General features: G+C 67.0%; 23 protein-coding genes and 1 pseudogene. 16 read left to right on the top strand and 8 right to left on the bottom strand.

Features of this window, described 5'->3' with window-relative positions; all coding sequences use genetic code 11:
• Positions 1-179: 179 nt before the first annotated feature.
• Positions 180-1049 carry a MurR/RpiR family transcriptional regulator gene (locus PMO31116_RS04110; RefSeq protein ID WP_150565617.1) on the bottom strand — a complete coding sequence of 290 codons (870 nt, stop codon included), beginning with the start codon at positions 1047-1049 and terminating at the stop codon, positions 180-182.
• Positions 1050-1436: 387 nt separating this feature from the next.
• Between PMO31116_RS04110 and edd the strand changes: the two genes are divergently transcribed.
• The 5 genes from edd (at position 1437) to PMO31116_RS04085 (ending at position 7363) form a co-directional block, all read left to right on the top strand.
• The gene (edd, locus tag PMO31116_RS04105; RefSeq protein WP_174970852.1) at positions 1437-3272 is read left to right on the top strand and encodes a phosphogluconate dehydratase; all 1836 of its coding nucleotides are present in this window, start codon (positions 1437-1439) and stop codon (positions 3270-3272) included.
• A gap of 35 nt (positions 3273-3307) precedes the next feature.
• A complete protein-coding gene (gene eda / locus PMO31116_RS04100) occupies positions 3308-3934 on the top strand; it encodes a bifunctional 4-hydroxy-2-oxoglutarate aldolase/2-dehydro-3-deoxy-phosphogluconate aldolase (protein ID WP_150565616.1) in 627 nt (208 codons plus the stop codon).
• A 118-nt stretch (positions 3935-4052) separates the two neighbouring features.
• Positions 4053-5408, top strand: coding sequence for a GntP family permease (locus PMO31116_RS04095; protein WP_038619836.1), 1356 nt, complete (start codon positions 4053-4055; stop codon positions 5406-5408).
• Between the two features lie 70 nt (positions 5409-5478).
• Complete coding sequence (locus PMO31116_RS04090; RefSeq protein WP_150565615.1) at positions 5479-6012, top strand: gluconokinase; 534 nt, start codon at positions 5479-5481, stop codon at positions 6010-6012.
• Positions 6013-6061: 49 nt separating this feature from the next.
• Positions 6062-7363: a THUMP domain-containing class I SAM-dependent RNA methyltransferase gene (locus PMO31116_RS04085; protein ID WP_150565614.1), complete on the top strand. Its 1302-nt coding sequence runs from the start codon at positions 6062-6064 to the stop codon at positions 7361-7363.
• A gap of 88 nt (positions 7364-7451) precedes the next feature.
• Here PMO31116_RS04085 and PMO31116_RS04080 read toward each other — a convergent pair whose 3' ends face one another.
• The 4 genes from PMO31116_RS04080 to PMO31116_RS04065 form a co-directional block, all read right to left on the bottom strand.
• Entirely contained in the window at positions 7452-8213 is a 762-nt protein-coding gene (locus PMO31116_RS04080; protein ID WP_150565613.1) for a 5'-methylthioadenosine/adenosylhomocysteine nucleosidase, read from the bottom strand.
• 99 nt (positions 8214-8312) lie between these two features.
• Entirely contained in the window at positions 8313-9755 is a 1443-nt protein-coding gene (locus tag PMO31116_RS04075) for an NAD(P)(+) transhydrogenase (Re/Si-specific) subunit beta (protein WP_145862937.1), read from the bottom strand.
• Positions 9752-10075 (bottom strand): NAD(P) transhydrogenase subunit alpha part 2, encoded by a 324-nt coding sequence (locus PMO31116_RS04070; protein WP_150565612.1) that lies wholly within the window; start codon positions 10073-10075, stop codon positions 9752-9754. Before PMO31116_RS04070 ends, PMO31116_RS04075 begins: the two co-directional genes overlap by 4 nt.
• Before the next feature lie 15 nt (positions 10076-10090).
• Complete coding sequence (locus PMO31116_RS04065) at positions 10091-11221, bottom strand: Re/Si-specific NAD(P)(+) transhydrogenase subunit alpha (RefSeq protein ID WP_150565611.1); 1131 nt, start codon at positions 11219-11221, stop codon at positions 10091-10093.
• A gap of 422 nt (positions 11222-11643) precedes the next feature.
• Here PMO31116_RS04065 and PMO31116_RS04060 point away from each other — a divergent pair, with 422 nt between their 5' ends.
• From PMO31116_RS04060 to PMO31116_RS04010, 11 genes and pseudogenes are all read left to right on the top strand, one after another.
• Entirely contained in the window at positions 11644-12120 is a 477-nt protein-coding gene (locus PMO31116_RS04060; RefSeq protein WP_150565610.1) for an NUDIX hydrolase, read from the top strand.
• The gene (gene mnmA, locus PMO31116_RS04055) at positions 12117-13310 is read left to right on the top strand and encodes a tRNA 2-thiouridine(34) synthase MnmA (RefSeq protein ID WP_246185141.1); all 1194 of its coding nucleotides are present in this window, start codon (positions 12117-12119) and stop codon (positions 13308-13310) included. The genes PMO31116_RS04060 and mnmA overlap by 4 nt, the downstream gene beginning before the upstream one ends.
• Positions 13311-13382: 72 nt before the next feature.
• Positions 13383-14982 (top strand): annotated as a pseudogene (locus PMO31116_RS04050) (FMN-binding glutamate synthase family protein).
• Between the two features lie 231 nt (positions 14983-15213).
• A complete protein-coding gene (locus PMO31116_RS04045) occupies positions 15214-16014 on the top strand; it encodes a helix-turn-helix transcriptional regulator (RefSeq protein ID WP_246185140.1) in 801 nt (266 codons plus the stop codon).
• Positions 16011-16229, top strand: coding sequence for a type III secretion system needle filament subunit SctF (gene sctF, locus PMO31116_RS04040; protein ID WP_023597470.1), 219 nt, complete (start codon positions 16011-16013; stop codon positions 16227-16229). Before PMO31116_RS04045 ends, sctF begins: the two co-directional genes overlap by 4 nt.
• Complete coding sequence (locus PMO31116_RS04035; protein WP_174970849.1) at positions 16226-16648, top strand: DUF1039 domain-containing protein; 423 nt, start codon at positions 16226-16228, stop codon at positions 16646-16648. Before sctF ends, PMO31116_RS04035 begins: the two co-directional genes overlap by 4 nt.
• Positions 16645-17001 carry a type III secretion system inner rod subunit SctI gene (gene sctI / locus PMO31116_RS04030; RefSeq protein ID WP_150565609.1) on the top strand — a complete coding sequence of 119 codons (357 nt, stop codon included), beginning with the start codon at positions 16645-16647 and terminating at the stop codon, positions 16999-17001. The genes PMO31116_RS04035 and sctI overlap by 4 nt, the downstream gene beginning before the upstream one ends.
• 77 nt (positions 17002-17078) lie before the next feature.
• Positions 17079-17852 (top strand): type III secretion system inner membrane ring lipoprotein SctJ, encoded by a 774-nt coding sequence (sctJ, locus tag PMO31116_RS04025; RefSeq protein WP_174970846.1) that lies wholly within the window; start codon positions 17079-17081, stop codon positions 17850-17852.
• Entirely contained in the window at positions 17849-18511 is a 663-nt protein-coding gene (locus PMO31116_RS04020) for a type III secretion system domain-containing protein (RefSeq protein ID WP_174970843.1), read from the top strand. The genes sctJ and PMO31116_RS04020 overlap by 4 nt, the downstream gene beginning before the upstream one ends.
• On the top strand, positions 18487-19176 hold the full coding sequence (locus PMO31116_RS04015) for a hypothetical protein (protein ID WP_150565606.1): 690 nt from the start codon (positions 18487-18489) through the stop codon (positions 19174-19176). The genes PMO31116_RS04020 and PMO31116_RS04015 overlap by 25 nt, the downstream gene beginning before the upstream one ends.
• Positions 19169-20299 carry a TyeA family type III secretion system gatekeeper subunit gene (locus PMO31116_RS04010; RefSeq protein ID WP_150565605.1) on the top strand — a complete coding sequence of 377 codons (1131 nt, stop codon included), beginning with the start codon at positions 19169-19171 and terminating at the stop codon, positions 20297-20299. The genes PMO31116_RS04015 and PMO31116_RS04010 overlap by 8 nt, the downstream gene beginning before the upstream one ends.
• A gap of 157 nt (positions 20300-20456) precedes the next feature.
• On the opposite strand, the gene PMO31116_RS04005 is transcribed toward PMO31116_RS04010, so the two are convergent.
• The 3 genes from PMO31116_RS04005 to sctD form a co-directional block, all read right to left on the bottom strand.
• The gene (locus PMO31116_RS04005; RefSeq protein ID WP_150565604.1) at positions 20457-20870 is read right to left on the bottom strand and encodes an InvB/SpaK family type III secretion system chaperone; all 414 of its coding nucleotides are present in this window, start codon (positions 20868-20870) and stop codon (positions 20457-20459) included.
• A gap of 288 nt (positions 20871-21158) precedes the next feature.
• Positions 21159-21398: an EscE/YscE/SsaE family type III secretion system needle protein co-chaperone gene (locus PMO31116_RS04000; RefSeq protein ID WP_174970839.1), complete on the bottom strand. Its 240-nt coding sequence runs from the start codon at positions 21396-21398 to the stop codon at positions 21159-21161.
• The gene (sctD, locus tag PMO31116_RS03995; RefSeq protein ID WP_150565602.1) at positions 21373-22788 is read right to left on the bottom strand and encodes a type III secretion system inner membrane ring subunit SctD; all 1416 of its coding nucleotides are present in this window, start codon (positions 22786-22788) and stop codon (positions 21373-21375) included. Before sctD ends, PMO31116_RS04000 begins: the two co-directional genes overlap by 26 nt.

The raw sequence follows: 22788 nt of genomic DNA, 5'->3' as shown, positions 1-22788 counted from the left end.
ATACTCGCTCCGGCGCGATCCCGCGTGACCCGGAATCCGACGGCCGCATTCGCCGCCGGCGTCTCGCCGGCAAGCGTGTAAACGCGAAGGGCTGGGTTCCGTGCAATACGAAACCCAGCCCCGCGGGCACGACGCGCGCTTCCAGCGCCCTGCGTCCGGATCATCGGCTTCCCGACATTTCAGGTGCCGCCGCGCGCAGTGGATAGCTTGCCGTCGATCGCGGTGCGACGCCGGTTGATCACCTCCTTCGCGCGCGCGAGTTGCGACGGCAGGCGGTCGCCCAGGCGCAACGCCATGCCCACCGCGAGCACATCGCCGATGGCCAGATGCGAGATGCGCGACGTGAGCGGCGAATACACGTCCGTGTCTTCGTCGACATCCGCGAACAAGGCCACGCTCGCCTGACGCGCAAGCGGCGAATTGCTGTGCGTGATCGCGATCACGCTGGCGCCTGCCGCGCGCGCGAGCCCGACGGCTTCGAGCAGATCTTGCGTGCGCCCCGTGTTGGAGATCGCCACGACCACATCCCCTTCGCCGAGCAGCGCGGCGGACATGCCGTAGACGTGCGGGTCGTTGTAGGCCACCGAGGGCACGCCGAGACGGAAGAACTTGTGCTGCATGTCCTGCGCGGCGATGCCCGACGCACCCGCGCCGTAGAACTCGATGCGGCGCGCACGGGCGAGCAGATCGATGGCCTGCCCGATGCTGTCGGGCGAGAGATTGTTGCGCACCTGCATCAGGCTGCCGATGGTGCGATCGAGCACCTTGCCGGCAATGCCGGGCACCGGCTCGTCTGGCCGCACGTCGCGGTGCACGAAAGGCACCCCCTGCGCAATGCCCTGCGCCAGACGGATCTTGAATTCCCGGTACCCGCTGCAACCCACCGCCTGGCAAAAGCGCGCGATCGTCGGCTGGCTCACGTTGGCGCGCTCGGCGAGTTCGTTCATCGACAGGTCGACGACTTCGCGCGGAGCGTCGAGCACATAGGTCGCGAGCTTGCGCTCGGACGGGCGCAACTGGTTCAGCGTGGCTTCAATTCGGTTCAGCATGGCAGGCACCAACAAAAGCGGGCGCGTGAGACGTTGGAACGTCGCCACGCGCCATTTCCCCGTTTCGCCGTGACGCCGCGCGCCGCCCGGGCGCGCGGCGAGTCCGGCGTCTGGCGACCACTATAGCACCCGCGTGCCGTGGCGCCGCACGGTGTCCCGACCTGCCATCTCATTGACTTCGTGTCCGATTTGTACAAAAACTACAGAATGGCGGCATTTCATATTGCGGGTGCTTATTTCTCAATACGGCAAAAAGACGCCTAAATACTGGGAATTAATCGGTAAAACCCCGAATGCGGATGGCTTTTGATTGATGGCGTGTAGAATTTCTACTAAACTCCGCTCCCAATCGCCCCTACCCTGAGTGCATCGCACCGCCCCATCGGCATGACGTCTGAGCAAACGAAGCCCCTGCACCCGGCCGTGATGGCCGTTACGGCGCGCATTGCGGCGCGCAGTCGCGACAGCCGAGCGGCCTATCTCGCCCGCATCGACGCGAGCGCCGGCCGCTTTCCGCAGCGCGGCGCGCTGTCCTGCGCGAACCTGGCGCATGGTTTCGCCGCCATGCCCGCCAACGACAAGTTGATGCTGCGCGAGCAGCGTCGGCCGAACGTGGGCATCGTCACGGCCTACAACGACATGCTCTCGGCGCACCAGCCGTACGAACAGTACCCGGCGCGCCTGCGCGAAGCGGCCCGCCGGCTGGGCGCCACGGCGCAGGTCGCGGGCGGCGTGCCGGCCATGTGCGATGGCGTCACGCAGGGCAATGCGGGCATGGAGCTGTCGCTGTTCTCGCGCGAGGTCATCGCGATGAGCACGGCCGTGGCACTCTCGCACAACATGTTCGACGCCGCGCTGATGCTCGGCGTATGCGACAAGATCGTGCCGGGCCTCGTTATCGGCGCGCTGCAATTTGGCCATCTGCCGACGATTTTCGTGCCGGCGGGCCCGATGGCGAGCGGCCTGTCGAACGACGAGAAGGCGAAGATCCGGCAGTTGTACGCGACGGGCAAGGTCGGGCGCGACGCGCTGCTCGACGCTGAATCGAAGGCCTATCACAGCGCCGGCACGTGCACGTTCTACGGCACCGCCAACAGCAACCAGCTGCTCATGGAAATCATGGGACTGCATCTTCCCGGCGCGGCATTCGTGCACCCACACACGCCCTTGCGCGACGCGCTCACCGACGCGGCCCTGGCGCGCGTGCTGGCCATCGGCGCGGACACGGCCGAGTACACCCCCATCGGCCATGTGGTCGACGAGCGGGCCGTCGTCAACGGCATCGTCGGCCTGTTGGCCACGGGTGGCTCGACCAATCACACGCTGCACCTCGTGGCCATGGCGCGTGCCGCGGGCATCGTCATCGACTGGGACGACTTCGACGCACTGTCGGCCGTGGTGCCGCTCATGGCGCGGGTCTACCCGAACGGCAAGGCCGACGTGAACCACTTTCACGCGGCCGGCGGCATGGGCTTCCTGATCGGCGAACTGCTCGACGCGGGACTGCTGCATGCCGATGTGCGGACCGTAGCCGGCCCGGGCCTGGCGCGCTACCGCGCCGAGCCCTGGCTCTCGCCCGAGGGGCTGGCGTGGCGCGCAGGGAGCGCCTACAGTGGTGATCGTGACGTGTTGCGCGGCCATGCCGAGCCGTTCGCCCCCGATGGCGGACTGCGGCTCATGCACGGCAATCTGGGGCGCGGCGTCATCAAGGTGTCGGCGGTCAAGCCGGAACATCGGCGCGTGGCCGCAACGGCGCGCGTATTTACTTCGCAGGAAGCGGTTCAGGCCGCGTTCGATGCAGGCGAGCTGCGTCGCGACGTGGTCGTGGTGCTACGTGGCCAGGGGCCGCGCGCGAATGGCATGCCCGAGCTGCATCGCCTCACGCCGCTGCTGGGCGTTTTGCAGGACGAAGGGTTTGCCGTGGCGCTCGTGACCGATGGCCGGATGTCCGGCGCGTCGGGCAAGGTGCCGGCCGTGATTCACGTGTCGCCCGAGGCTGCCGCCGACGGCCCGCTCGGCCGGGTGCGCGACGGCGATCTGATCGTGCTGGATGCGAACGCCGGCATGCTGCACGCGGAAGTGGCCCCGCAGGAATGGTCGGCGCGCGAGGCGGCGCCGGTGCCGGTCTCGGGGGACGACACCGGACGCCTGCTCTTCGGTCACATGCGCGCGGCCGTCGGCGCGGCAGAGACCGGCGCTTCCGTGTTCTTCGGTACCGAGTGACGTGCGGGCACGTCGCTGCATTCAAGGAAAACGTAATGGACATCAATGACATCGTTCGTGCCGGCCCCGTGGTTCCGGTGCTCCAGTTCGACAATATCGAGCAGGGCGAGCAGGTCTCGCGCGCGCTGCTCGCCGGCGGCGTACGGGTGCTCGAGATCACGCTGCGGACCCCGGCGGCGATGGACGTCATTCGCCATGTGGCCGGGCTGTCCGACGAACTGATCGTGGGTGTGGGCACGCTCACGCGCCCGGAAGAGATGGCGCAGGCCGTGGCCGCGGGCGCACGCTTCGGCGTCTCGCCCGGTTACACGCCCGCGCTGGGCGCGGCCGCCAGGGCGGCCGGCCTGCCGCTGCTGCCCGGCGTGGTCACGCCCTCCGACATTCTCAACGCCCTGGCCGACGGCTACGACACCGTGAAGTTCTTTCCGGCCGAGCCGTCGGGGGGGGTGCCGATGCTCAAGGCATTGTATGGCCCATTCCGTGACGTTCGGTTCTGCCCGACGGGTGGCATCAGCGCGGAGTCGGCACCGTCGTACCTGGCTCAGCCGAACGTGGTGTGCGTGGGCGGTTCGTGGTTGACGCCCAAGGCACTGGTCGACGCGAAGGACTGGGACGGCATCACGCGCCTGGCACGCGCCGCGAGCGCGTTGTCGCGCGGCTGACGCCCGCCGCGAAGCGAAGCGCTGCATCGATGTATCGAATAACAGGAAGCAGGATTCCAATAATCGGGCGCAAGCCCCTCGGGCATTTGCCCAACTAGCCAAACGAGGAGACTCCCCCATGGTCGCGGTGCAAGGCAACTTGCTGCTGGTGTACGCGCTTGTCGCGGTAATCGCGCTGATTCTGCTGATCGCGCGCTTTAAACTGAATCCGTTCATCACGCTGATCGTCGTCTCGCTGGTGCTCGGGCTGGCCGTGGGCATGCCCATGGGCGGCATCGTCAAGGCGTTCGAGACGGGCGTGGGCAACACGCTGGGGCACATCGCGCTCGTGGTCGGGCTTGGCACGATGCTCGGCAAGATGATGGCCGAGTCCGGCGGGGCGGAGCGCATTGCGCGCACGCTCATCGGATTCTTCGGTGAGAAGAACGTGCATTGGGCGATGGTCGTGATCGCGTTCATCGTCGGTCTGCCGGTGTTTTTCGAGGTCGGCTTCGTGCTGCTCATTCCGATCGCCTTCAACGTGGCCAAGCGCACCGGCACGTCGATGGTGCTCGTGGGCATTCCGATGGTCGCGGGCCTGTCGGTCGTGCACGGTCTGATTCCGCCGCACCCGGCCGCGCTGCTGGCCGTGACCGCCTACAACGCCGACATCGGGCACACCATCATGTACGCCCTGATCGTGGGCATTCCGACGGCGGCCATCGCCGGTCCGCTGTTCGCGAAGCTGATGGCGCGCCACGTGGTGCCCAACCCGGACAATCCACTGCTCGCGCAATTCGTCGAGGCCGATCGTCCGATGGACCGCCTGCCGGGCTTCGGCATCACGCTGTTCACGATCCTGCTGCCGGTCATTCTGATGCTGCTCGGCAGCTGGGCCGACCTGATCTTCGCGCCGAAGACGTTCGCGAACGACTTCCTGCGCCTGATCGGCAACTCGGTGATGGCGCTGCTCATCGCCACGCTGGTGAGTTTCTTCACGTTCGGCAAGCAGCGCGGCTTCAATCGCGACCAGATCCTGAAGTTCACGAACGAGTGTCTCGCGCCCATCGCCACCATCACGCTGGTGGTGGGAGCCGGCGGCGGTTTCGGGCGTATCCTGATGGACAGCGGCGTGTCGAAGGCGATCGTTGACGTGGCCAACAATGCGCACCTCTCGCCGCTGCTGCTGGGCTGGCTGGTGGCCGTGCTGATCCGTATCGCCACGGGCTCGGCCACGGTGGCCATGACCACGGCGTGTGGCATCGTCGCCCCGATCGCGGCCGCGGCGGGTGTCACGGTGAAGCCGGAGCTCATGGTGCTCGCCACGGGCGCGGGATCGCTGATCCTCTCGCACGTGAACGACGGCGGCTTCTGGCTGGTGAAGGAATATTTCAACATGACCGTGCCGCAGACCTTCAAGACCTGGACGGTTTGCGAGACGATCATTTCGGTAGTGGCGTTGCTGCTCACGCTCGGCCTCTCGACGGTGGTCTGAGGTCGCGATGCAGGGCGGGCAACACCGGCAATACGCCGACGCAAGTCGGCAGGTGACAAGGAGGCGAGCCATGATCGTCGTGGTGATGGGCGTATCGGGCAGCGGCAAGAGCACGGTCGGGCAGATGCTGGCCGACCGGCTGGGCTGCGGTTTTTCGGACGCGGATTCGTTTCACAGCCCCGCGAACATCGAGAAGATGCGCCGCGGCGAGGCGCTCAACGACAACGACCGTGCGCCGTGGCTCGCGGCGATCCGTGAAGCGATCGTGGCGCGCCGGCTGGCGGGGCGTCATCACGTGTTCGCCTGCTCGGCACTGCGTTCGCGCTATCGCGACGTGCTCGGCGAGCACGACGGCGACGTGGTGTTCGTCTACCTGAAGGGCGCCCCCGAGGTGATCGGCGAGCGGCTGGCGTCGCGCTCGGGGCATTTCTTCGACCCCGCCTTGCTGCAAAGTCAGTTCGACACCCTCGAAGAACCGCGCGACGCGCTGATCATCGACATCCGCGAATCGCCCGACGCCATCGTCGAGACGCTGCTGCACAAACTCGCCGCCTGCCCGGGCGGCGCGCCGCTGATGTCGGCCGGCGCGGCACGCGTACAATAGCGGTTTATTCCCTGCGCCGGCACGTCATGTGCCGGCCGTACGCATCGAAATGGCTTCCTTCGAATTCTTCGCGCCCTGTCCTCGCGGACTGGAAGAGGCGCTTGCCGCCGAACTGGCTGAACTGGGCCGTCTGGCGCCCGTCTCGGTGGGCAAACAGGTGCCCGGTGGCGTGCATTTCGCCGGTCCGTGGGCGGCCGGCATGGCGGCCAACCTGCATTCGCGCATTGCAAGCCGCGTGCTGCTGCGCGTGGCCCGGCAGGGCTACCGCACCGAACAGGACATTTACGCCTTCGCGCTGTCGCAGCGTTGGGAAGACTGGTTCGGCTATCAGCAGACGTTGCGTGTGGACGTCACGGGCATCAAGGCCCCCGTGCGCAGTCTCGAATTCGTCACACTGCGCATCAAGGACGCCGTTTGCGACCGTTTGCGCGAGAAGACCGGCGCGCGCCCGAACATCGATACTGCCCAACCCGACGTGCGCGTGTTCGCGTTCCTGACGGCGACCGACGTCACGCTCTATCTCGATACCTCCGGCGAAGCGTTGTTCAAGCGCGGCTGGCGTCTGGACAAGGGCGCCGCCCCGCTGCGCGAGAACCTCGCTGCCGGTATTCTGCGACTGGCCGGCTGGCGCACGGACACGGCCGCCGACATGGTGCTCTACGACCCGATGTGCGGCAGCGGCACGTTTCTCGCCGAGGCCGCGCAGATCGCGCTGGGCGTGCCGGCGGGCGCCGGGCGACGCTTCGGTTTCGAGAAGCTGAAGGGTTACGACATCACGGCCTGGCAAACGCTGAAAGTGCAGGCCATGGACGCTCAGCGCGACGCGCGCGTGCGCGGTGTGCCCTCGACCATCTTTGGGAGCGACATTTCCGGCGACATGCTGGTCAAGGCACGCGCCAATCTGGAGCGCGCCGGCGTAGGCGACATCGGCCTGAAACAGGTGGACGCCCGCGACATGTCGCCGCCGGTGGATCGGCCGGGCATCATCGTGGCCAACCCGCCATACGGGGAACGTATCGAAGTGCGCGGCCGGCGCTCGCGCGATGCCGAGGATGGCGATTCACCCGACGTGCAGGGCAATCGCGGCGGTTTCCAGCGTAATCAGCCCGATGGCGTCGACGCGGCGTTCTTCCGCGCGTTCGGCGACGTGCTCAAGCAACGCTTTACCGGTTGGAGCGCATTTCTGCTGACCGCCGACATGAGCCTGCCGGGGCAAATGCGTCTGCGCGAATCGCGACGCACGCCGCTGTACAACGGCGCACTCGAATGCCGCCTTTTCCGTTTCGACCTGATCGCGGGATCGGTGCGCAAGCGCGAGGGCAAGGCGGACGAAGGGGCGCCGCAGGCGTAAATCTCGCGATCGCTCCGGCGTCATGAAAAAGACCGGCCACTGGCCGGTCTTTTTCGTGGTCCTTTCCCCGAAGCTTTGGCGCGCGCGATCATGCGTGCCGCGAGAGCAGAAAACGCCGCAGAATGCCGTGCGAGTAGTGGCTGGCCACTTCGCGCAGAAAGCGCGGAAAGTCGACGTGCGCGTCGTCGTCGGCGGCATCGGACAATGTTCGCATCACCGCGAACGGCACCCCGTACTCATGGCACACCTGCGCCACGGCGGCGCCTTCCATTTCGACGGCAAGGGTTCGGGGCAGGGCGTCGCGCAGGCGCGTGACTTCCGCCGCGCTGGAGACGAACCGGTCGCCGCTGGCGATCTGTCCCACATGAACACGTGGTGCATGCATGTGCCACTGTGCGCGCAGCGACGCCGGCACCTCGTCGGCCATGTCGGTGGACAGCCACTCGCGGGCGGCCTGCGCGAGCGCGTCGCGCAGGGGCGTCTCGGCGTCGAACGCATGGCGTCCGAGCAGCGGAATTTCGAACCGGGGGAAGATGGGGCTGGCGTCCATGTCGTGCTGCACGAGCGTGTCGGCGATCACCACATCGCCGACCGACAGGCCATGCGCGAGGCCGCCCGCCACGCCGGTGAACACGATTTCGCCGACATCGAAGCGATGGATCAGGGCCGCCGTGGTCGCCGCGGCCGCCACCTTCCCCACGCGGGCGAGCACGATGACACAATCGTGACCGTGCAGGGTTCCGACGTGGTAGTCGCGCATGCCGACGTGCTCGACATGCGCCCCGGGGGCCATCTCGGCGAGCAGATCGGCGATTTCTTCATGGAGTGCGGCGACGATGCCGAGGGTCATGGCGCGGTCTCGGAGGACAATGAGAAGCGCGCATTGTAGCGCGGGGCTGCCGTGGCAGCCCCGCATCGGGTCAAGCGAGAGCGGCCAGGCCGCAAGCGATCATTCGACTGCCTTGACCATCTCCTCGACGACCTTCTTCGCGTCGCCGAACACCATCATGGTCTTGTCAAGATAGAACAGTTCGTTGTCCAGACCGGCGTAGCCGGCGGCCATCGAGCGCTTGTTCACGATGATCGTCTTGGCCTTGTACGCCTCGAGAATCGGCATGCCGGCAATAGGCGAGGACGGATCGTTCTTAGCGGCCGGGTTCACCACGTCGTTCGCCCCGAGCACCAGCACCACGTCCGTCTGCCCGAACTCGCCATTGATCTCGTCCATCTCGAGCACCTGGTCGTACGGCACCTCGGCCTCGGCCAGCAGCACGTTCATGTGCCCCGGCATGCGGCCCGCGACCGGGTGAATCGCGTAGCGCACGTTCACGCCCTTCTCGACCAGCTTGTCGGTCAGCTCCTTGAGGGCGTGCTGGGCGCGCGCCACCGCCAGGCCGTAACCCGGCACGATCACCAGCGATTCGGCATTGCTCATGAGGAACGCGGCGTCGTCGGGCGAGCCTGACTTGACCGGGCGTTGCTGCTGCTCGCCGCCGGCGGCGCTCGCGCCCGGCGCTGCGCCGAAGCCGCCCAGAATCACGTTGAAGAACGAGCGATTCATCGCGCGGCACATGATGTACGAGAGAATCGCGCCCGAGGACCCCACCAGCGATCCCGCGATGATGAGCATCGGGTTGTTCAGCGAGAAGCCGATCCCCGCCGCTGCCCAGCCCGAATACGAGTTCAGCATCGACACGACCACCGGCATGTCCGCGCCGCCGATCGGGATGATGATGAGCACCCCGAGCACGAAGGCGATGGCCGTCATCAGGATGAACGGCAGCCAGCTTTGCGAAAGGAAGAAGATCACGCCGAAGCCGATCATCGCGATCGCGAGCAGCAGGTTCACGGTGTGCTGCCCCGTGAACTGCACCGGTGCGCCCTGGAACAGGCGGAACTTGTATTTGCCCGAGAGCTTGCCGAAGGCGATGACCGAGCCCGAGAACGTGATCGCGCCCACGAACGTGCCGATGAACAGCTCGATGCGGTTGCCCGGCGGCAGCAGCGTCTCGCCGGCCGGCACGATGCCGAACGCGGCCGGTTCCGCCACCGCGGCCACCGCGATGCACACGGCCGCCAGACCGATCAGCGAGTGCATTGCCGCGACCAGCTCCGGCATCTTCGTCATCTCGACCTTGCGTGCGACGAACGCGCCGATGCCGCCTCCGACGACCAGCCCCGCCAGAATCAGCGCAAGTCCGGAATAGTTGCCGCCCATCAGGCGACGGAGTTCGTAAATCAGCGCAATCGTGGTGACCGCGGCAATCGCCATCCCGATCATGCCGAACGCGTTGCCGCGCCGCGCCATTTTCGGATTCGACAGGCCCTTGAGCGCCTGGATGAAACAGATCGACGCGACCAGATACAGCAGCGTGACGAGATTCATGCTCATTGCTTGTCCCCCTCGGCCGCTTTCGCCGGTTTGTCCTTTTTCTTGAACATCTCCAGCATGCGCTGCGTGACGAGGAAGCCCCCGAACACGTTCACTGCGGCGAGCGCCACGGCGACCACGCCCATCGTCTTGCCGAGATTGCCTTCGGTGAGGCCCGCCGCCAGCATGGCCCCCACGATCACGATGGCCGAGATCGCATTGGTCACCGCCATGAGCGGCGTGTGCAGTGCCGGCGTGACGTTCCACACCACGTGATAGCCGACGTACACCGCCAGCACGAAGATGATCAGATTGATCACCGTGTGATTGATCATTTCCATGATGTCCGCTCCCCCTTAAGCCGCACGCAGCACTTGACCGTCGCGGCACATCAGGCACGCGCTGACGATGTCGTCGTTGGTATCGATGACGAGTTTGCCTTCCTTGTCGATCACCAGCTTCAGGAAGTCGAGCACGTTGCGCGCGTACAGCGCGGACGCATCCGCCGCGACCATGCCTGCCAGATTGGTGTAGCCCGCGATGGTTACACCGTGGACCTTGACGACTTCGTCGGCCACCGACAGCGGGCAGTTGCCGCCGCCGTTCGCGCCGCGTCCGGCCGCCAGGTCGATGATCACCGAGCCGGGCTTCATGGCCTTGACGGTATCTTCGGCGATCAGCGTGGGCGCCGCGCGCCCCGGGATCAGGGCGGTGGAGATCACGATGTCGGCCTGCGTGAGGCGCGTGTGCACCAGCTGGGCCTGACGCGCGAGCCATGCGGCGGGCATCGGGCGCGCGTAGCCGCCCACGCCCTTGGCGATCTCGCGCTCTTCGTCGGTTTCGAACGGCACGTCGATGAACTTGGCGCCGAGCGATTCGATCTGCTCGCGCACGGCCGGGCGCACATCCGAGGCTTCGATCACGGCGCCCAGGCGCTTGGCGGTGGCGATCGCCTGCAAGCCCGCCACGCCGGCGCCGAGCACGACCAGACGCGCGGCCTTCACGGTGCCCGCGGCAGTCATGAGCATCGGCATGAAGCGTTGATAAAGGTTGGCCGCGAGCATCACGGCCTTGTAGCCGGCAATATTGGCCTGCGAGGACAAGACGTCCATGCTTTGCGCACGCGTGGTGCGCGGGGCGGCTTCCAGGGCGAAGGCGGTCACACCCGCCGCCGCCATGCGCGCGTTGTTCTCGGCATCGAACGGATTGAGCATGCCGACCACGACGCTGCCGCGCGGGATCTGGGCGAGCTCTTCCGGCGACGGCGCACGTACCTTGAGCACGAGTTCGGCGCCAAGGGCGTCGGCTGCGTTGCCCAGCGTGGCGCCGGCGGCCTCGAAGGCCGCATCCGGTACGCTCGCGGCGTTGCCGGCGCCATGCCCAATCACGACCTGGTGTCCCGACGCGACCAGCTTCTTCACCGTCTCGGGCGTGGCCGCGACACGGGATTCTCCGGCAAGCGTCTCGGCGGGAATGCCGATTTTCATTGTGTCTCTCCTTGGGTTTGTGAACTGATCTCATCAACGGCCAAGGAGCCGCAGCGCGTGCGCTGCCGGGGCAGGCGCGTTACCTGTTTCGCCGCTGATGACATTAGTCCTGCACAAACCACTGCAAACGAACTACTGCAAAAACCGGTGATGCGGTACTGCCACTGCACACTGCTGGTGCTCGAAGCTTACCCGAAGATTACAGATGCGCCTATTGCACCAAACGGCATATCAATATGCCGCGAACGCGGGATAATCGCGGCTAATGCCAACCGACCGGTCGGTCGCCAGACCGGCCCGTCGCCTGCGCCAAACCCCGCCAGACGGTAAAATGGCGCTTTTATCGGGGATCACGTCCGCGAGGTAACGTTCGGGCGGTGTCCCGGGCGAACCGGGCGTCCCGTCTCTCGCGAGGAAGTCTCATGGACGCACGCTGGAAGCCCAACGTGACGGTGGCGGCGGTCGTCGAGCGCGACGGCCGTTTTCTGTTTGTCGAAGAGCAAAAGCGTGCCGGGCTGCTGATCAATCAACCCGCTGGCCATCTGGAGCCGGGCGAGTCGATCGTCGACGCCGTGCGCCGCGAGGTGCTGGAAGAGACGGCATACCGGTTCGAGCCGAGGCATCTGGTGGGGATTTATCTTGCGCCCGGGCCGGACGACATCGCGTACCTGCGCTTCACCTTCACCGGCGCGCTCGGCGAGTTCGACGCCTCACGCGCGCTCGACGAGGGCATCGTCGGCACGCTGTGGCTCACGCCGGACGAGGTGCGCGCCCAGCGCGCGCGCCATCGGTCGCCGATTCTGGAGCGCTGCATGGACGATTACCTGCGTGGGGTACGTTACGACCTCGCCATACTTCAGTCCCATCCGGTCACGACCGGTGGGCAAGGCAACACATGAGTCAAAAACGCGTAGTGGTGGGCATGTCGGGCGGCGTCGATTCGTCGGTCACGGCATGGCTGCTCAAGCAGCAAGGTTACGACGTCGTCGGCCTGTTCATGAAGAACTGGGAAGACGATGACGACAGCGAGTACTGTTCGACCCGGCAGGACTGGATCGACGTGGTGTCGGTCGCCGATCTGATCGGCATCGACGTCGAGGCGGTGAATTTCGCCGCCGAATACAAGGACCGCGTGTTCGCGGAATTCCTGCGGGAATACTCGGCGGGACGCACGCCCAATCCCGACGTGCTGTGCAATGCCGAGATCAAGTTCAAGGCATTTCTCGACCATGCGGTGGCGCTCGGCGGCGAGACCATCGCGACGGGGCATTACGCACGCGTGCGCGAGCGCGACGGACGCTTCGAGCTGCTCAAGGCCTTCGACCACACGAAGGACCAGAGCTATTTCCTGCACCGGCTCAATCAGGCGCAGCTCTCGCGCACGATGTTCCCGCTCGGCGAAATGCCCAAGACGAAGGTTCGGGAGATCGCCGCGCAGATCGGCTTGCCCAATGCGAAGAAGAAGGATTCGACCGGGATTTGCTTTATCGGCGAGCGTCCGTTTCGCGACTTCCTCAATCGCTATCTGCCCACCAAGCCGGGGCCGATGAAGACGCCCGACGGCGCGGTCGTGGGCGAACACGTGGGCCTGGCGTTCTACACGCTCGGCCAGCGCAAGGGCATCGGCCTGGGCGGCAGCCGCGACGGTTCCGGCGAGCCATGGTTCGTCGCCCGCAAGGACATGGCGAGCAACACGCTCTACGTGGTGCAGGGGCATGACCATCCGTGGCTGCTCTCGTCCACGCTCGACGCCGAAGACCTGTCCTGGGTCGCGGGCGAGCCGCCCGCCGAGGGCGCCCGCTGCGGCGCCAAGACCCGCTACCGCCAGGCGGATGCGGCCTGCGAAGTCGTGCGCGCCGATGGCTCGCAGGCGCTCACGCTGTCGTTCCCGGAGGCGCAATGGGCCGTCACGCCCGGACAGTCGGCCGTGCTGTACGACGGCGAGATCTGCCTCGGTGGCGGTATCATCGCCGCGACCACCCCCGCCACGCCGGACATCGTGTCGCATGCGTCGCAGTCCTCGGGCCACGTCGAAACGCCGACGCGCGACGCCACGAAGCGCAAGCACACCATCCTCAACTCGCATTGAAGCCGCCGGCGCTCGCCGGGGGGACACCCGGTCGCTCGCCGGTGCTGGTCCCCCAAAAAGCAAGGAGGTTTCATGTTTTCGCGCCGATTCCTGGCTCTCTGGCTGGCGGTCGCGTTGCTGGTGGCAACGCTCGCCCTGGTGCTCGTCGACGGCTGGCATCCGCTCTGGCCGCTCCCGTTCGCGGCGCTCGTCGCGCTTGGTGTGTGGGACGTCGTGCAGCAGCGTCACGCCGTGCTGCGCAACTATCCGCTCTGGGGGCATTTCCGATTTCTGTTCGAGTTCATCCGACCGGAGATCCGTCAGTATTTCGTTGAGGACGACACCTCCGAGACGCCGTTCTCGCGCGCGCAGCGCAGCATCGTCTATCAACGCGCGAAGGGGGACGTCGACAGCCGGCCGTTCGGCACCGAGCTCGACGTCAGGGCGACGGGGTATGAGTGGATCGCCCATTCGCTCGCGCCGACCGTCCTCGACGGTCACGACTTTCGCATCACCATCGGCCCGGATCGTGCGCAGCCTTATTCCGCTTCGATCTTCAACATTTCCGCGATGAGTTTCGGTGCGCTGTCGGCCAACGCGATTCGCGCGCTCAATCGGGGAGCAAAGCTCGGCAACTTCATTCACGACACCGGCGAGGGGTCTATCTCGCCGCACCATCGCGAGCAGGGCGGCGACCTGATCTGGGAGGTGGCGTCGGGGTACTTCGGCTGTCGCAACGACGACGGCACGTTCAACGCCGAGAAGTTCGCGGCGCAGGCCACCGCACCGCAGGTGAAGATGATCGAGGTGAAGCTCTCGCAAGGCGCCAAGCCGGGGCACGGCGGCGTGTTGCCGGCCGCGAAGATCACCCCCGAGATTTCGGCGACGCGCGGCGTGCCGATGGGCCAGGATTGCATCTCGCCGGCGCGTCACAGCGAATTCTCGACACCGCTCGGCTTGCTCCAGTTCGTCGACCGGTTGCGCACGCTCTCGGGCGGCAAGCCGACCGGCTTCAAGCTCTGCATCGGCCATCCATGGGAATTCTTCGGCATCGTCAAGGCGATGCTCGAGAGCGGCATCCTGCCCGACTTCATCGTCGTGGACGGCTCGGAAGGCGGCACGGGTGCCGCGCCGCTGGAGTTCACCGATCACGTGGGCGCGCCGCTGCAGGAAGGGCTGCTGCCTGCACAACACGCTCGTGGGGGCCGGACTGCGCGACAAGATCCGGATCGGTGCGTCCGGCAAGATCGTGACGGCGTTCGACATTGCTCGCACGTTGGCGATTGGCGCCGACTGGTGCAATTCCGCGCGCGGCTTCATGTTCGCGATCGGGTGCATTCAGTCGCAGAAGTGCCATACCGACCGGTGTCCGACCGGTGTCGCGACGCAAGACCCCTTGCGTCAGCGCGCGCTCGTGGTCCCCGACAAGGCGCAGCGCGTGCATCAGTTCCACTCGCAAACGTTGCATGCGCTTCAGGAGTTGATTCAGGCCGCGGGTCTCTCGCATCCGTCGGAGTTGCGCGCGCATCACATCGTGCGGCGGGTGTCGTCCAACGAGATTCGCCTGATGTCGGAGTCGCTGAAGTATCTCGCGCCCGGGGACCTGCTGCGCGGCCAGTACCGCTATCAGCTGTACGAGACGTACTGGCCCATGGCGCGCGCCGACAGCTTCTCGCCGGCGGCGCTCGCCTGATGCGTTAGCCGTTCGTCACGCAAGACGACGCGGCGCTCGCCTCCGGAACCCGACGCGATGGGGCGTCGGGTTTTTTGTTTTTCCGACAGTTTTCTTCCCAAAAGCCAAAACGCCAGGGCGTCGCGCGCGACATTAAGGTGTCCACCGGATGATGCCCGTGCACGGACTCGCCTATCGTTGGACCTTCGATTTTGTCATCCCGCAGACGGAATGTCGTCAGAGGAGGAGCCAATGAGTACGGTGCGATTTCTGATCAGCCGCCACGACGTGAAACTGATCGTGAACGGTCTCGTGCATACCCTTCCCGCCGGCAGCATGACGGCGACCAGTTCGGACGCCACGATGGACGCCCAGGGGCCCGTGGTGTCGCATGACTTCCACGCCTGCGACCTGCAGGCGCTTTACCCGGACGTCGTCGACCTGCTAGACCGTCGCCCGCTTGGCGTCTTTCATCGGCAGGCGGCGCGCACGTTGATCCTCGAACCGAGCATGGTCGACGTGGCGATGGCGTTGCAGGACGTCGACCGCATGGCGATGCTGCGCTTCTTCTACGTCTACTGCCTGTGTCGCGATCAACGCTACTTCTCCGCAATGTTGCGCCAGACCATCGCCGGCAGCCACTCGTTGTTCGATTTCGTCGAGGCGAACTTTCACCGACCGTGGCCGGTGGGACGTCTGGCCGAAGAGTTCGGCATGCCGCTGCGCAAGTTCCGCTACCTCTTTCAGCAGACGTACGGCATGCCTGCCAAGCAGTGGTTGCTGGAGCGGCGGCTGAGGCTCGCCCGCGACCTGCTGCTTTCCACGCGTCACAAGGTGCTCGACATCGCGCTCGAGTGCGGCTTCACCAATCACGCCCATTTCACCGACACCTTCCGCAAGCGGTTCGACTGTGCACCCACCGAGATCCGGCTCGGTGCCCCGCCGATGCGCGGCGCCCGCCGGGTGGCGACGCCGCGCGCCGAGGCCTACGCCGCGTTGCGCGCCGATCTGGTGGCCGGGCAGGGAGCGGTCGCCGACGGAGGTGTGCAATGAACGTCGAGGAAGTGCATCGCGGCATGTCGGAAGGCGTGCGCCGAATGTCGGACGAAGCCACGCAGGCCGTGCGCACGCAGGAAGTCAACGATCCGCGGCATATGCTCGACGTGCAGTTTCGCCTGCAGCAGTACTCGACGATGGTCGGGTTGCACAGTGCGGCCATCAAGCTCATCAAGGACACGCTGATGGGCATCATCGCCAAGATCGCATGACAGACATGACGCGCGCCGCGTCGGCCGACGGCGAAGCCGGTCGCCAGTGGCTCGACGCTTCCGTAAGGCAATGTCTCGTGGAGCTCGCGCTGGCAGGCGCGAATCACGGCATGGCGCACGAGGCTCGCAAGATTCTGACGGCATTGCCGTCGCTCGTGCCGGATCGCGGTACGTGCCGTTGGCTGCAGGCGGCGCTGTCGATCGCGCTCGGCGACACGGCGGTGGCCAGCGGCTTGCTGGCCGACGCGCGCAACGGCGCGCCGGTCGGTGACGCGACGGCCGAGGCCCTCGCGTGCTGGGCGGGATCGCGTCCTTCGGCGGACGGGCCGACCGCTCCTATCGCACCGACCGCATCGGTCGCCCCGGCACCGATTGTCACGTCTCGCAATTCCGACACGCTCCCCACTTCCCGATCATGACGCCTTCCCAACTCTTCAACGTGACAGCGCAGGCGGTGGACGCGGCGTCGCTCACCAACGTGGCGCTCGCGACGGCCGGCGCCGGCGAGACCGACGCCGTCGGCTTCGCGCAGGCCATGGCACACGCGCCCCGCCTGCCGGAACATCATTTGCTCAGTGCGGCTGGCAAGCTCGCGGGCGACACGGACCGTCTGGCCGAGCGAATCACGGCTCAGCCGGGCACGGTCGACGACCCGGGGCGCTTGCTCGCCGCGCAGCGTCATCTGACGGAACGCGTGCTCTCGCTCGAGTTCGTGGCCAAGGTGGCGGGCGCGGCCACGCAAGGGGTCAACAAGCTGGTGCACATGCAATGACACATGGTGTTGGCATCGCCCGTCTCGTGCGATCGGACGCGACATCGGTGGCAGGGCGCGAACCGATACGTCGGCGCGTGAACCGCTGCGCACGTTGGTGCGCTGGCTGCGTGCTGGCGTTTGCGCTCGCAGGCTGCAAGGTCGAACTGCATCGTGCATTGAGCGAGACCGAGGCGAATCAGATGCTCGCGTTGCTGCTCGTATCGGGACTCCAGGCGGACAAGCGCGCCGACACGACTGGCATGACCGTTCGCATCGAGCGCGGCGACTTCGTCCGTGGGGTGGAGGTGCTGCGCCAACACGGGTTGCCGCGTCAGAAACGGGCATCGGTGGAGGACGTTTTCCCGCCGGGACAACTCGTCAGCTCGCCGGTGCAGGAGCAGGCGAAGCTCAATTTTCTCAAGGAGCAACGCCTCGAACGCATGCTCGCGGCGCTCGACGGCGTCATGGTGGCCGAGGTCTCCATCGCGCAGGTGCCCGTGGATTCGGCCGGGCGCGCGACCTTGCCTCCGGGTGTTGCCGTCTTCGTGAAATACAGCCCGGAGATCAACATGACGCAACGTATGACCGATATCCGCAGCCTGGTGCATGACAGCGTGCCCGGCGTTACGCCGGAGCGCATCAGCGTCGTGCTCCAGCCCGCCGACTACCGCCTGCCGCGTGCGGCGATCGAGGCCAGGTCGGACGCGGTCGTGACGTCGGCTGGCGGCGCAGCGCGCTGGCGCCCGGTGCTGCAATGGGCAAGCCTGGCGCTAGCCGGTGCCGTACTGTCCCTGGGAGGTGCGCGGGTGTGGCGCCGACGGACGGTCTGGGGACGATGGCTGCGCCAGCGGGCGCTCAAGCGCACATGAGGGTGCACGGCGAGACGGCTGCGGCCCAACTCGCGAGACTGATCTGGCAACCGGGCGGGCAGATGGACGACGGGTGGTGGCATGCCTTCGGGATGACGCCTTGGCGCGACGCGTACCGCCGACATGCCGCATGTCGCGCATCCATCGACGCGCAACTGGTTGTCCGCCGCGGTTGGCCTGCCGTTCGCGAGGTGTTGGGGGCGCACATGGTGCCGCCGTGCAGCGAAGCCGCGCAAGCGCGATTGCGGCGCCTGCCGACGCTGCGTCGCGTGGCGGTGGCCTATGGATTGAGAACGATGGGTTGCCCCGACTACCTGTTGCTCGGTGCGTATCGTCGCGCGCTGTCGCCATGGCTCGACGCCTGGCAATGCGACCGCCTGCTCCTCACGCGCGCCGAATGGCCCGCGCGGGTGTCCCGTTCGCCCGACGCGATCGTGGTGGCGGCAATGGCCCGCACAGGGCGATGCCTCGATGCCATCGCGATGCCGGAGGCGGCCGACCTCGCAACGATCGTCACTGCAGCACGCATTTTGCTGCCGCCTGCGCACGATACCGCCGAGCCGGACGGGGCCGTCTCCGAGGGCGCGTCCGACGTGGACATGTGGGGGCGCCTCGCGGCGCTCGAGAGGATGCTATGTATGTCATCGAAATCGCATTGACGGCGATCACGACGATCGATGGCCCCGCGCCGGCGGGGCCCGTGATTCGTGCCGACGCACTCGCACGCCTGCACGATCAGTCCGACCAGCGAGCGCGGTGGATGGCGCAGGCGCAAACCGAGCGCGACGCCGCCCTGGCGGAGCGCGAGCAGGCGCGGCACGACGTGCAGGCCTTGCGCGAGACATGGCTGGCGCAGGCGCGTGAGCAGGCCGGGCAGGAGGCGGCGGCGATGGCGGAGGCGGCGCGTCACGACACCGTCACGCAAGCCGTCGAATGGCTGGCCGGAGAAGCCGCGCTGGAGCGCGAGATCGTCCATTCGCTGGAGCGGCGCGTGGCCGACGCGATGGCCGTCGCGCTGGCGAATTTCGTCGAGGCGATGGGGGTAGGCGAGCGCTATGCACTGCGCGTCGCGCGTGCGTTGCCCGATCTCGTGCGGGAGGGTGCGCTCACGCTGCGGGTGCCTCCGGCGCATCTCGATGCCGTGGCGCGCGCGCTGCGAGCGGCGGACATCGTGATGGCGTGCGCGCCCGACCCGGCGTTGAGCGGACGCCAGGCGCGCATCGAGAGCGAATGGGTCACCGTTTGCCTGGACCTCGATGCCGATCTGGCCGCGGTCATGACGCGGCTGCGCCCCGGCCCCGGGCTGGAGGTCGCCTATGGTTGAGCGCGTGCGCTCGTCGATGCCCACCGAGACCGGGCCCGCGCCGGCGGCGGGTGCCACCGCGCCTCCCGATGCGCGGACGTGGCTGTCGTTGGAGGGGGATGCGCGCCTGCCGCACGAGGCGACGACCGAGGTGCCCGGGCACGTCGCGTTGATCGAAGCCGCGATTGCGCAGAACGACAAAGCCGCGGTCGCCGAGTCTCAGGAGAACCTCAGTTTCGCGCTCGGTGTGCGCTTTCGCCGCGCAGGCCAGCGTGACGTACGTGACGACAAGCAGCGCGCCCGCGCGCTCTTCGAGCAACAGATGATTCGCTACGCGCGCGTGCACGGTGCGCGGTTCGAAACGATTCGCGAGCAACTGCGCGATTTGCCGTTCGTTCCCGATCCGCTTCAACTGATTCGCCAGGCGCATCTGTCGAGCGGTCACGCGGCGCTGGTCGTTGCGGCCTGGCTGGCCGAGCGCGGCCTCGACCAACCGACGCGCACCCGATTGCGAAAGACGCTGGCAGCCCTCACGGACACGCAGACCTGGGCCATCGAGGCGTTTGCCGCGCTGGAGTGCAGTGGCGGTCGCCAACCGGGCGCCGCGTTGCTGCAACAACTCAAGTCGCTTTATCGTCACTCGCAGGGGGCGCAGCAGTCGCTCACGCAGTGGTTCGACGCGTGCCGACGATTCCCGCAGCGACGCGCACGCTTGCGTGCGCTGATGCAAGCCCTCGGCATGGAGCTCGGCGCGACGCACGCGCACGCCGACGTGCGGCGTCTGGCGGCAGTCGTCGACGATTTGCGCCGCGTGGTGCTGTTCCTCACGTTGGAGGCTTCGTGCGAGGCGTCGGCGACGGCGATGCGCGCGGCGGGGTGTCGTATGTTCGAGACGGACACCATGATCTCCGAGACACTCACATTGCTCGATCAGTCATGGGCGGGCGTCGAATGGCTGTCGCAGCGGGCGCACTATCTGGGCATGACGACGCTGCGAATGCGATATGCGTTCGCGCGCGAGCTCACCGGCCTCGTGAAGTCGGCACACGACGGGTGCTTTCGCGACGAAATGCAACGCGAGGCACTCGACGAGGCGCTCGATGCATGGCGAACGGAGATCGCCCGTGAGGGCGACGCGACGTGATGGCCCTGGTGTGTGGGGCTGGCGGCTGGGAGGGGTGATGAGTCAGACGTGAGCGGCGCACGTTGTGTGCGCCATGGCGCGCAGGGGGCGAGCGCGGGACGTGCAGAGGGGAAGGCGGCGGAAGCCTGGACTCAATGAAGGGAGAAGACCGCGAAGTTCACGCGCGCAGATGTTCGCGGCAGAGCTTGATCCGGTCATAGAAATCGGTCAGCGCTTGCGCGAAGGGTTCCGGCTCCGCGGCGGCGTCTTCCCTGACCTGCGCGTGAAGAATCAAGCGGTTGTCCCGCTCGCGCAATTGCACGTGTCCGGTGACGGCCCATTCGGCTGGCTCGATCAGGAATTGCAGCAGACGCTCGCTGTTGGCCCGATGCAATCGCGCCGCTTCGTCGGTGGCGACGACCGCGTGGATGCTGCACACCTGATTCTCCAGGGTTTCGACGATGATGCTGGGCGAAGCGTTGAACGTCAGCTCGATGGGCGAGTGATTGTCGACGGCGTCGATCTTGCTGGGGTCGCATCCGATCAACTTCAGAGCTTCGACGAGAGTTTGCGCGAGGTCGTAACTGGGCATGATGTACGTGGTGTGATGAGGAAATCGAAGGCGTAGCGGCGTAGCGGCTTATCGACGTATGGACGTATGGACGTATCGGCGTATCGGCGTATCGGCGTATCGGCGTATCGGCGTATCGGCGTATCGGATGATCGGTCGCCGCGCGCGCCGCGCGATGCCGAAGGTTCCCACGCGTGGTTGATGTCGACTTTGGTTGTCGGTGCAGCGTTGTCGCTTCTGCGCACGCCTGGCGCGACGCGACCCTTGCCGCGATCGCCGCATTCGCCGCAGTCGCCACTATCGAGACCGTCACGCCGAAGCTCCGTAAGATGTGGCGTAGCGGCGCGCCAGGCTTTCGAGAATCGCTTCGGCGGCGTCGACGGCGCGTTGCTGCAGTCGCACCTGCGCGTGCTCGGCGGGCGTGAGTGGTGTGCGCGCCGCTCGGGCCAGCGTTGCGCGGGCGGCGTCGAGCGTCGACGAAACCTCGCGGGCAACCGCGGCGGGCGCGGCGGCCAGACGATCCTCAAGCTGCGTCAGATGCGTCGCCAAGATGGGTCTCCGGAGTCAGGGGAAGGTAGTAGAGCCGGTCCGGCGCGCCGATTGACACACCGTCGGCGTAAATGGCGACGATGCGCGTGCCGCCGGGCAGGCGTACCCCCTGGGCGAGACGTGTGCCGTCGGCGAGCGTGAGCGCGGGCGCTTCGGGCGAGCCACCGATGCTCACGAGCGGCGCAGAGAGTCCTGTCTCGGCCAGCGTCGGGATCGTGGGCGGCAAGGGTTCGATGCGCGCAGGCGATGCGTCCGACGAGTGGTTCCATGTGTCGACGATGCCCTTGAGCGCCGCTTGCCGACCGGGCGGCAGGGCCCCGGTGAGGCGCCAACCGCGGCGATCGCGCGAAATGTCGAGGCCCCGCAGTTGACCGGCCTTGCGCAGCGTTGTCACCAGCCTGTCCAACGCGTCGGCCGACCCCTCGGCCACGCGCCAGCCGTATGGCAACGCGAGCCCGTCGAGGGCGTCTGAGGCGGCTCGCCAGCGGGCGTTCGCCACGACCGGGCCGCTAACGACGAGTTCGCCGTCCGGTGCGGCTTCCACGTGCGCCGTCGCAAAGCCATGCAATCGCAACACCGTCCTCGCGGTCTCGATGGCGTTCTCCGGGCACCAGGTCTCGTCGCTCACCGTCATGCCAAGCCATCGGGCTTCGGCGCGCAGCCGGGCGCGCGCATCGTCGTCGATGCAGCCGCCAGTGAGACGGACGGCGCCGTCGCGGCTCGCGAGCACGACATTGGGTGCGATGCGCGCCGCGAGTGCCGATAACGCGTCCGGTTCCGGCACGCCTGTGTCCGGCCAGGCGGAGCTGGTGCGCCAGATCGCGGCGCCCCCGGCGGCGATCAGCGAAGACACGCCTGCGACGGCGATCCACGTGAGTGGCCCATGGCGACGGCGATGGCGAAGGCGCTGGCGACGAGCGGCGCGGGCGTCGGGCGAGGTGAGGGACCGCCGCTCGATCTGCGGGGCGTGGGATGGTGCATGCGAGTGCGGCGCCACCTGGCGACGTACCGGACGCGGCGGCATGGGGCGGGGCGTCGGATCGCTACCGTCGTCGAGCCGAAAGACCATGCCGGCCAGGTCGATGACGGCGTGCAGCGGCAGGCGGGACACGTCGGGCGCCACGGGTCGCCGGTCCGCGGCGCCAGCGTCATTGTCGGCGTCATTTTCGACGCAATCATCATCGAGGGGGGCGACAGGCAAACCATCCACCCAGAGCGGCGCGGCCGTCAGCAGGCGCACGCCATCGTCGTCCACGCTCAGCGTGACACGCGCGCCGTGCTCGAGCGTCACGGCGATATCCGAATCGGCGTCGCCGATGGTGAGCATGCCCGAGGGCAGCGGTATCGGACGACCGGCGAGCGGGCCATCGAGCAAGGTCATCGTCAGCAT

The sequence above is a fragment of the Pandoraea morbifera genome (assembly GCF_902459575.1).
Classification (GTDB): domain Bacteria; phylum Pseudomonadota; class Gammaproteobacteria; order Burkholderiales; family Burkholderiaceae; genus Pandoraea; species Pandoraea morbifera.
This window is presented reverse-complemented; position numbering and strand designations above follow the sequence as displayed.

What these genes read in the sequence shown, in the direction of transcription:
- PMO31116_RS04080 (WP_150565613.1), bottom strand. Translation starts at nt 8,213, where the DNA reads ATGACCCTCGGCATCGTCGCCGCACTCCATGAAGAAATCGCCGATCTG.
- PMO31116_RS04020 (WP_174970843.1), top strand. Translation starts at nt 17,849, where the DNA reads ATGAGGGTGCACGGCGAGACGGCTGCGGCCCAACTCGCGAGACTGATC.
- edd (WP_174970852.1), top strand. Translation starts at nt 1,437, where the DNA reads ATGACGTCTGAGCAAACGAAGCCCCTGCACCCGGCCGTGATGGCCGTT.
- PMO31116_RS04010 (WP_150565605.1), top strand. Translation starts at nt 19,169, where the DNA reads ATGGTTGAGCGCGTGCGCTCGTCGATGCCCACCGAGACCGGGCCCGCG.
- PMO31116_RS04075 (WP_145862937.1), bottom strand. Translation starts at nt 9,755, where the DNA reads ATGAGCATGAATCTCGTCACGCTGCTGTATCTGGTCGCGTCGATCTGT.
- PMO31116_RS04060 (WP_150565610.1), top strand. Translation starts at nt 11,644, where the DNA reads ATGGACGCACGCTGGAAGCCCAACGTGACGGTGGCGGCGGTCGTCGAG.
- PMO31116_RS04045 (WP_246185140.1), top strand. Translation starts at nt 15,214, where the DNA reads ATGAGTACGGTGCGATTTCTGATCAGCCGCCACGACGTGAAACTGATC.
- sctF (WP_023597470.1), top strand. Translation starts at nt 16,011, where the DNA reads ATGAACGTCGAGGAAGTGCATCGCGGCATGTCGGAAGGCGTGCGCCGA.
- PMO31116_RS04070 (WP_150565612.1), bottom strand. Translation starts at nt 10,075, where the DNA reads ATGGAAATGATCAATCACACGGTGATCAATCTGATCATCTTCGTGCTG.
- PMO31116_RS04085 (WP_150565614.1), top strand. Translation starts at nt 6,062, where the DNA reads ATGGCTTCCTTCGAATTCTTCGCGCCCTGTCCTCGCGGACTGGAAGAG.
- sctI (WP_150565609.1), top strand. Translation starts at nt 16,645, where the DNA reads ATGACGCCTTCCCAACTCTTCAACGTGACAGCGCAGGCGGTGGACGCG.
- PMO31116_RS04065 (WP_150565611.1), bottom strand. Translation starts at nt 11,221, where the DNA reads ATGAAAATCGGCATTCCCGCCGAGACGCTTGCCGGAGAATCCCGTGTC.
- PMO31116_RS04035 (WP_174970849.1), top strand. Translation starts at nt 16,226, where the DNA reads ATGACAGACATGACGCGCGCCGCGTCGGCCGACGGCGAAGCCGGTCGC.
- PMO31116_RS04095 (WP_038619836.1), top strand. Translation starts at nt 4,053, where the DNA reads ATGGTCGCGGTGCAAGGCAACTTGCTGCTGGTGTACGCGCTTGTCGCG.
- PMO31116_RS04110 (WP_150565617.1), bottom strand. Translation starts at nt 1,049, where the DNA reads ATGCTGAACCGAATTGAAGCCACGCTGAACCAGTTGCGCCCGTCCGAG.
- sctD (WP_150565602.1), bottom strand. Translation starts at nt 22,788, where the DNA reads ATGCTGACGATGACCTTGCTCGATGGCCCGCTCGCCGGTCGTCCGATA.
- PMO31116_RS04090 (WP_150565615.1), top strand. Translation starts at nt 5,479, where the DNA reads ATGATCGTCGTGGTGATGGGCGTATCGGGCAGCGGCAAGAGCACGGTC.
- PMO31116_RS04015 (WP_150565606.1), top strand. Translation starts at nt 18,487, where the DNA reads ATGTATGTCATCGAAATCGCATTGACGGCGATCACGACGATCGATGGC.
- PMO31116_RS04005 (WP_150565604.1), bottom strand. Translation starts at nt 20,870, where the DNA reads ATGCCCAGTTACGACCTCGCGCAAACTCTCGTCGAAGCTCTGAAGTTG.
- mnmA (WP_246185141.1), top strand. Translation starts at nt 12,117, where the DNA reads ATGAGTCAAAAACGCGTAGTGGTGGGCATGTCGGGCGGCGTCGATTCG.
- eda (WP_150565616.1), top strand. Translation starts at nt 3,308, where the DNA reads ATGGACATCAATGACATCGTTCGTGCCGGCCCCGTGGTTCCGGTGCTC.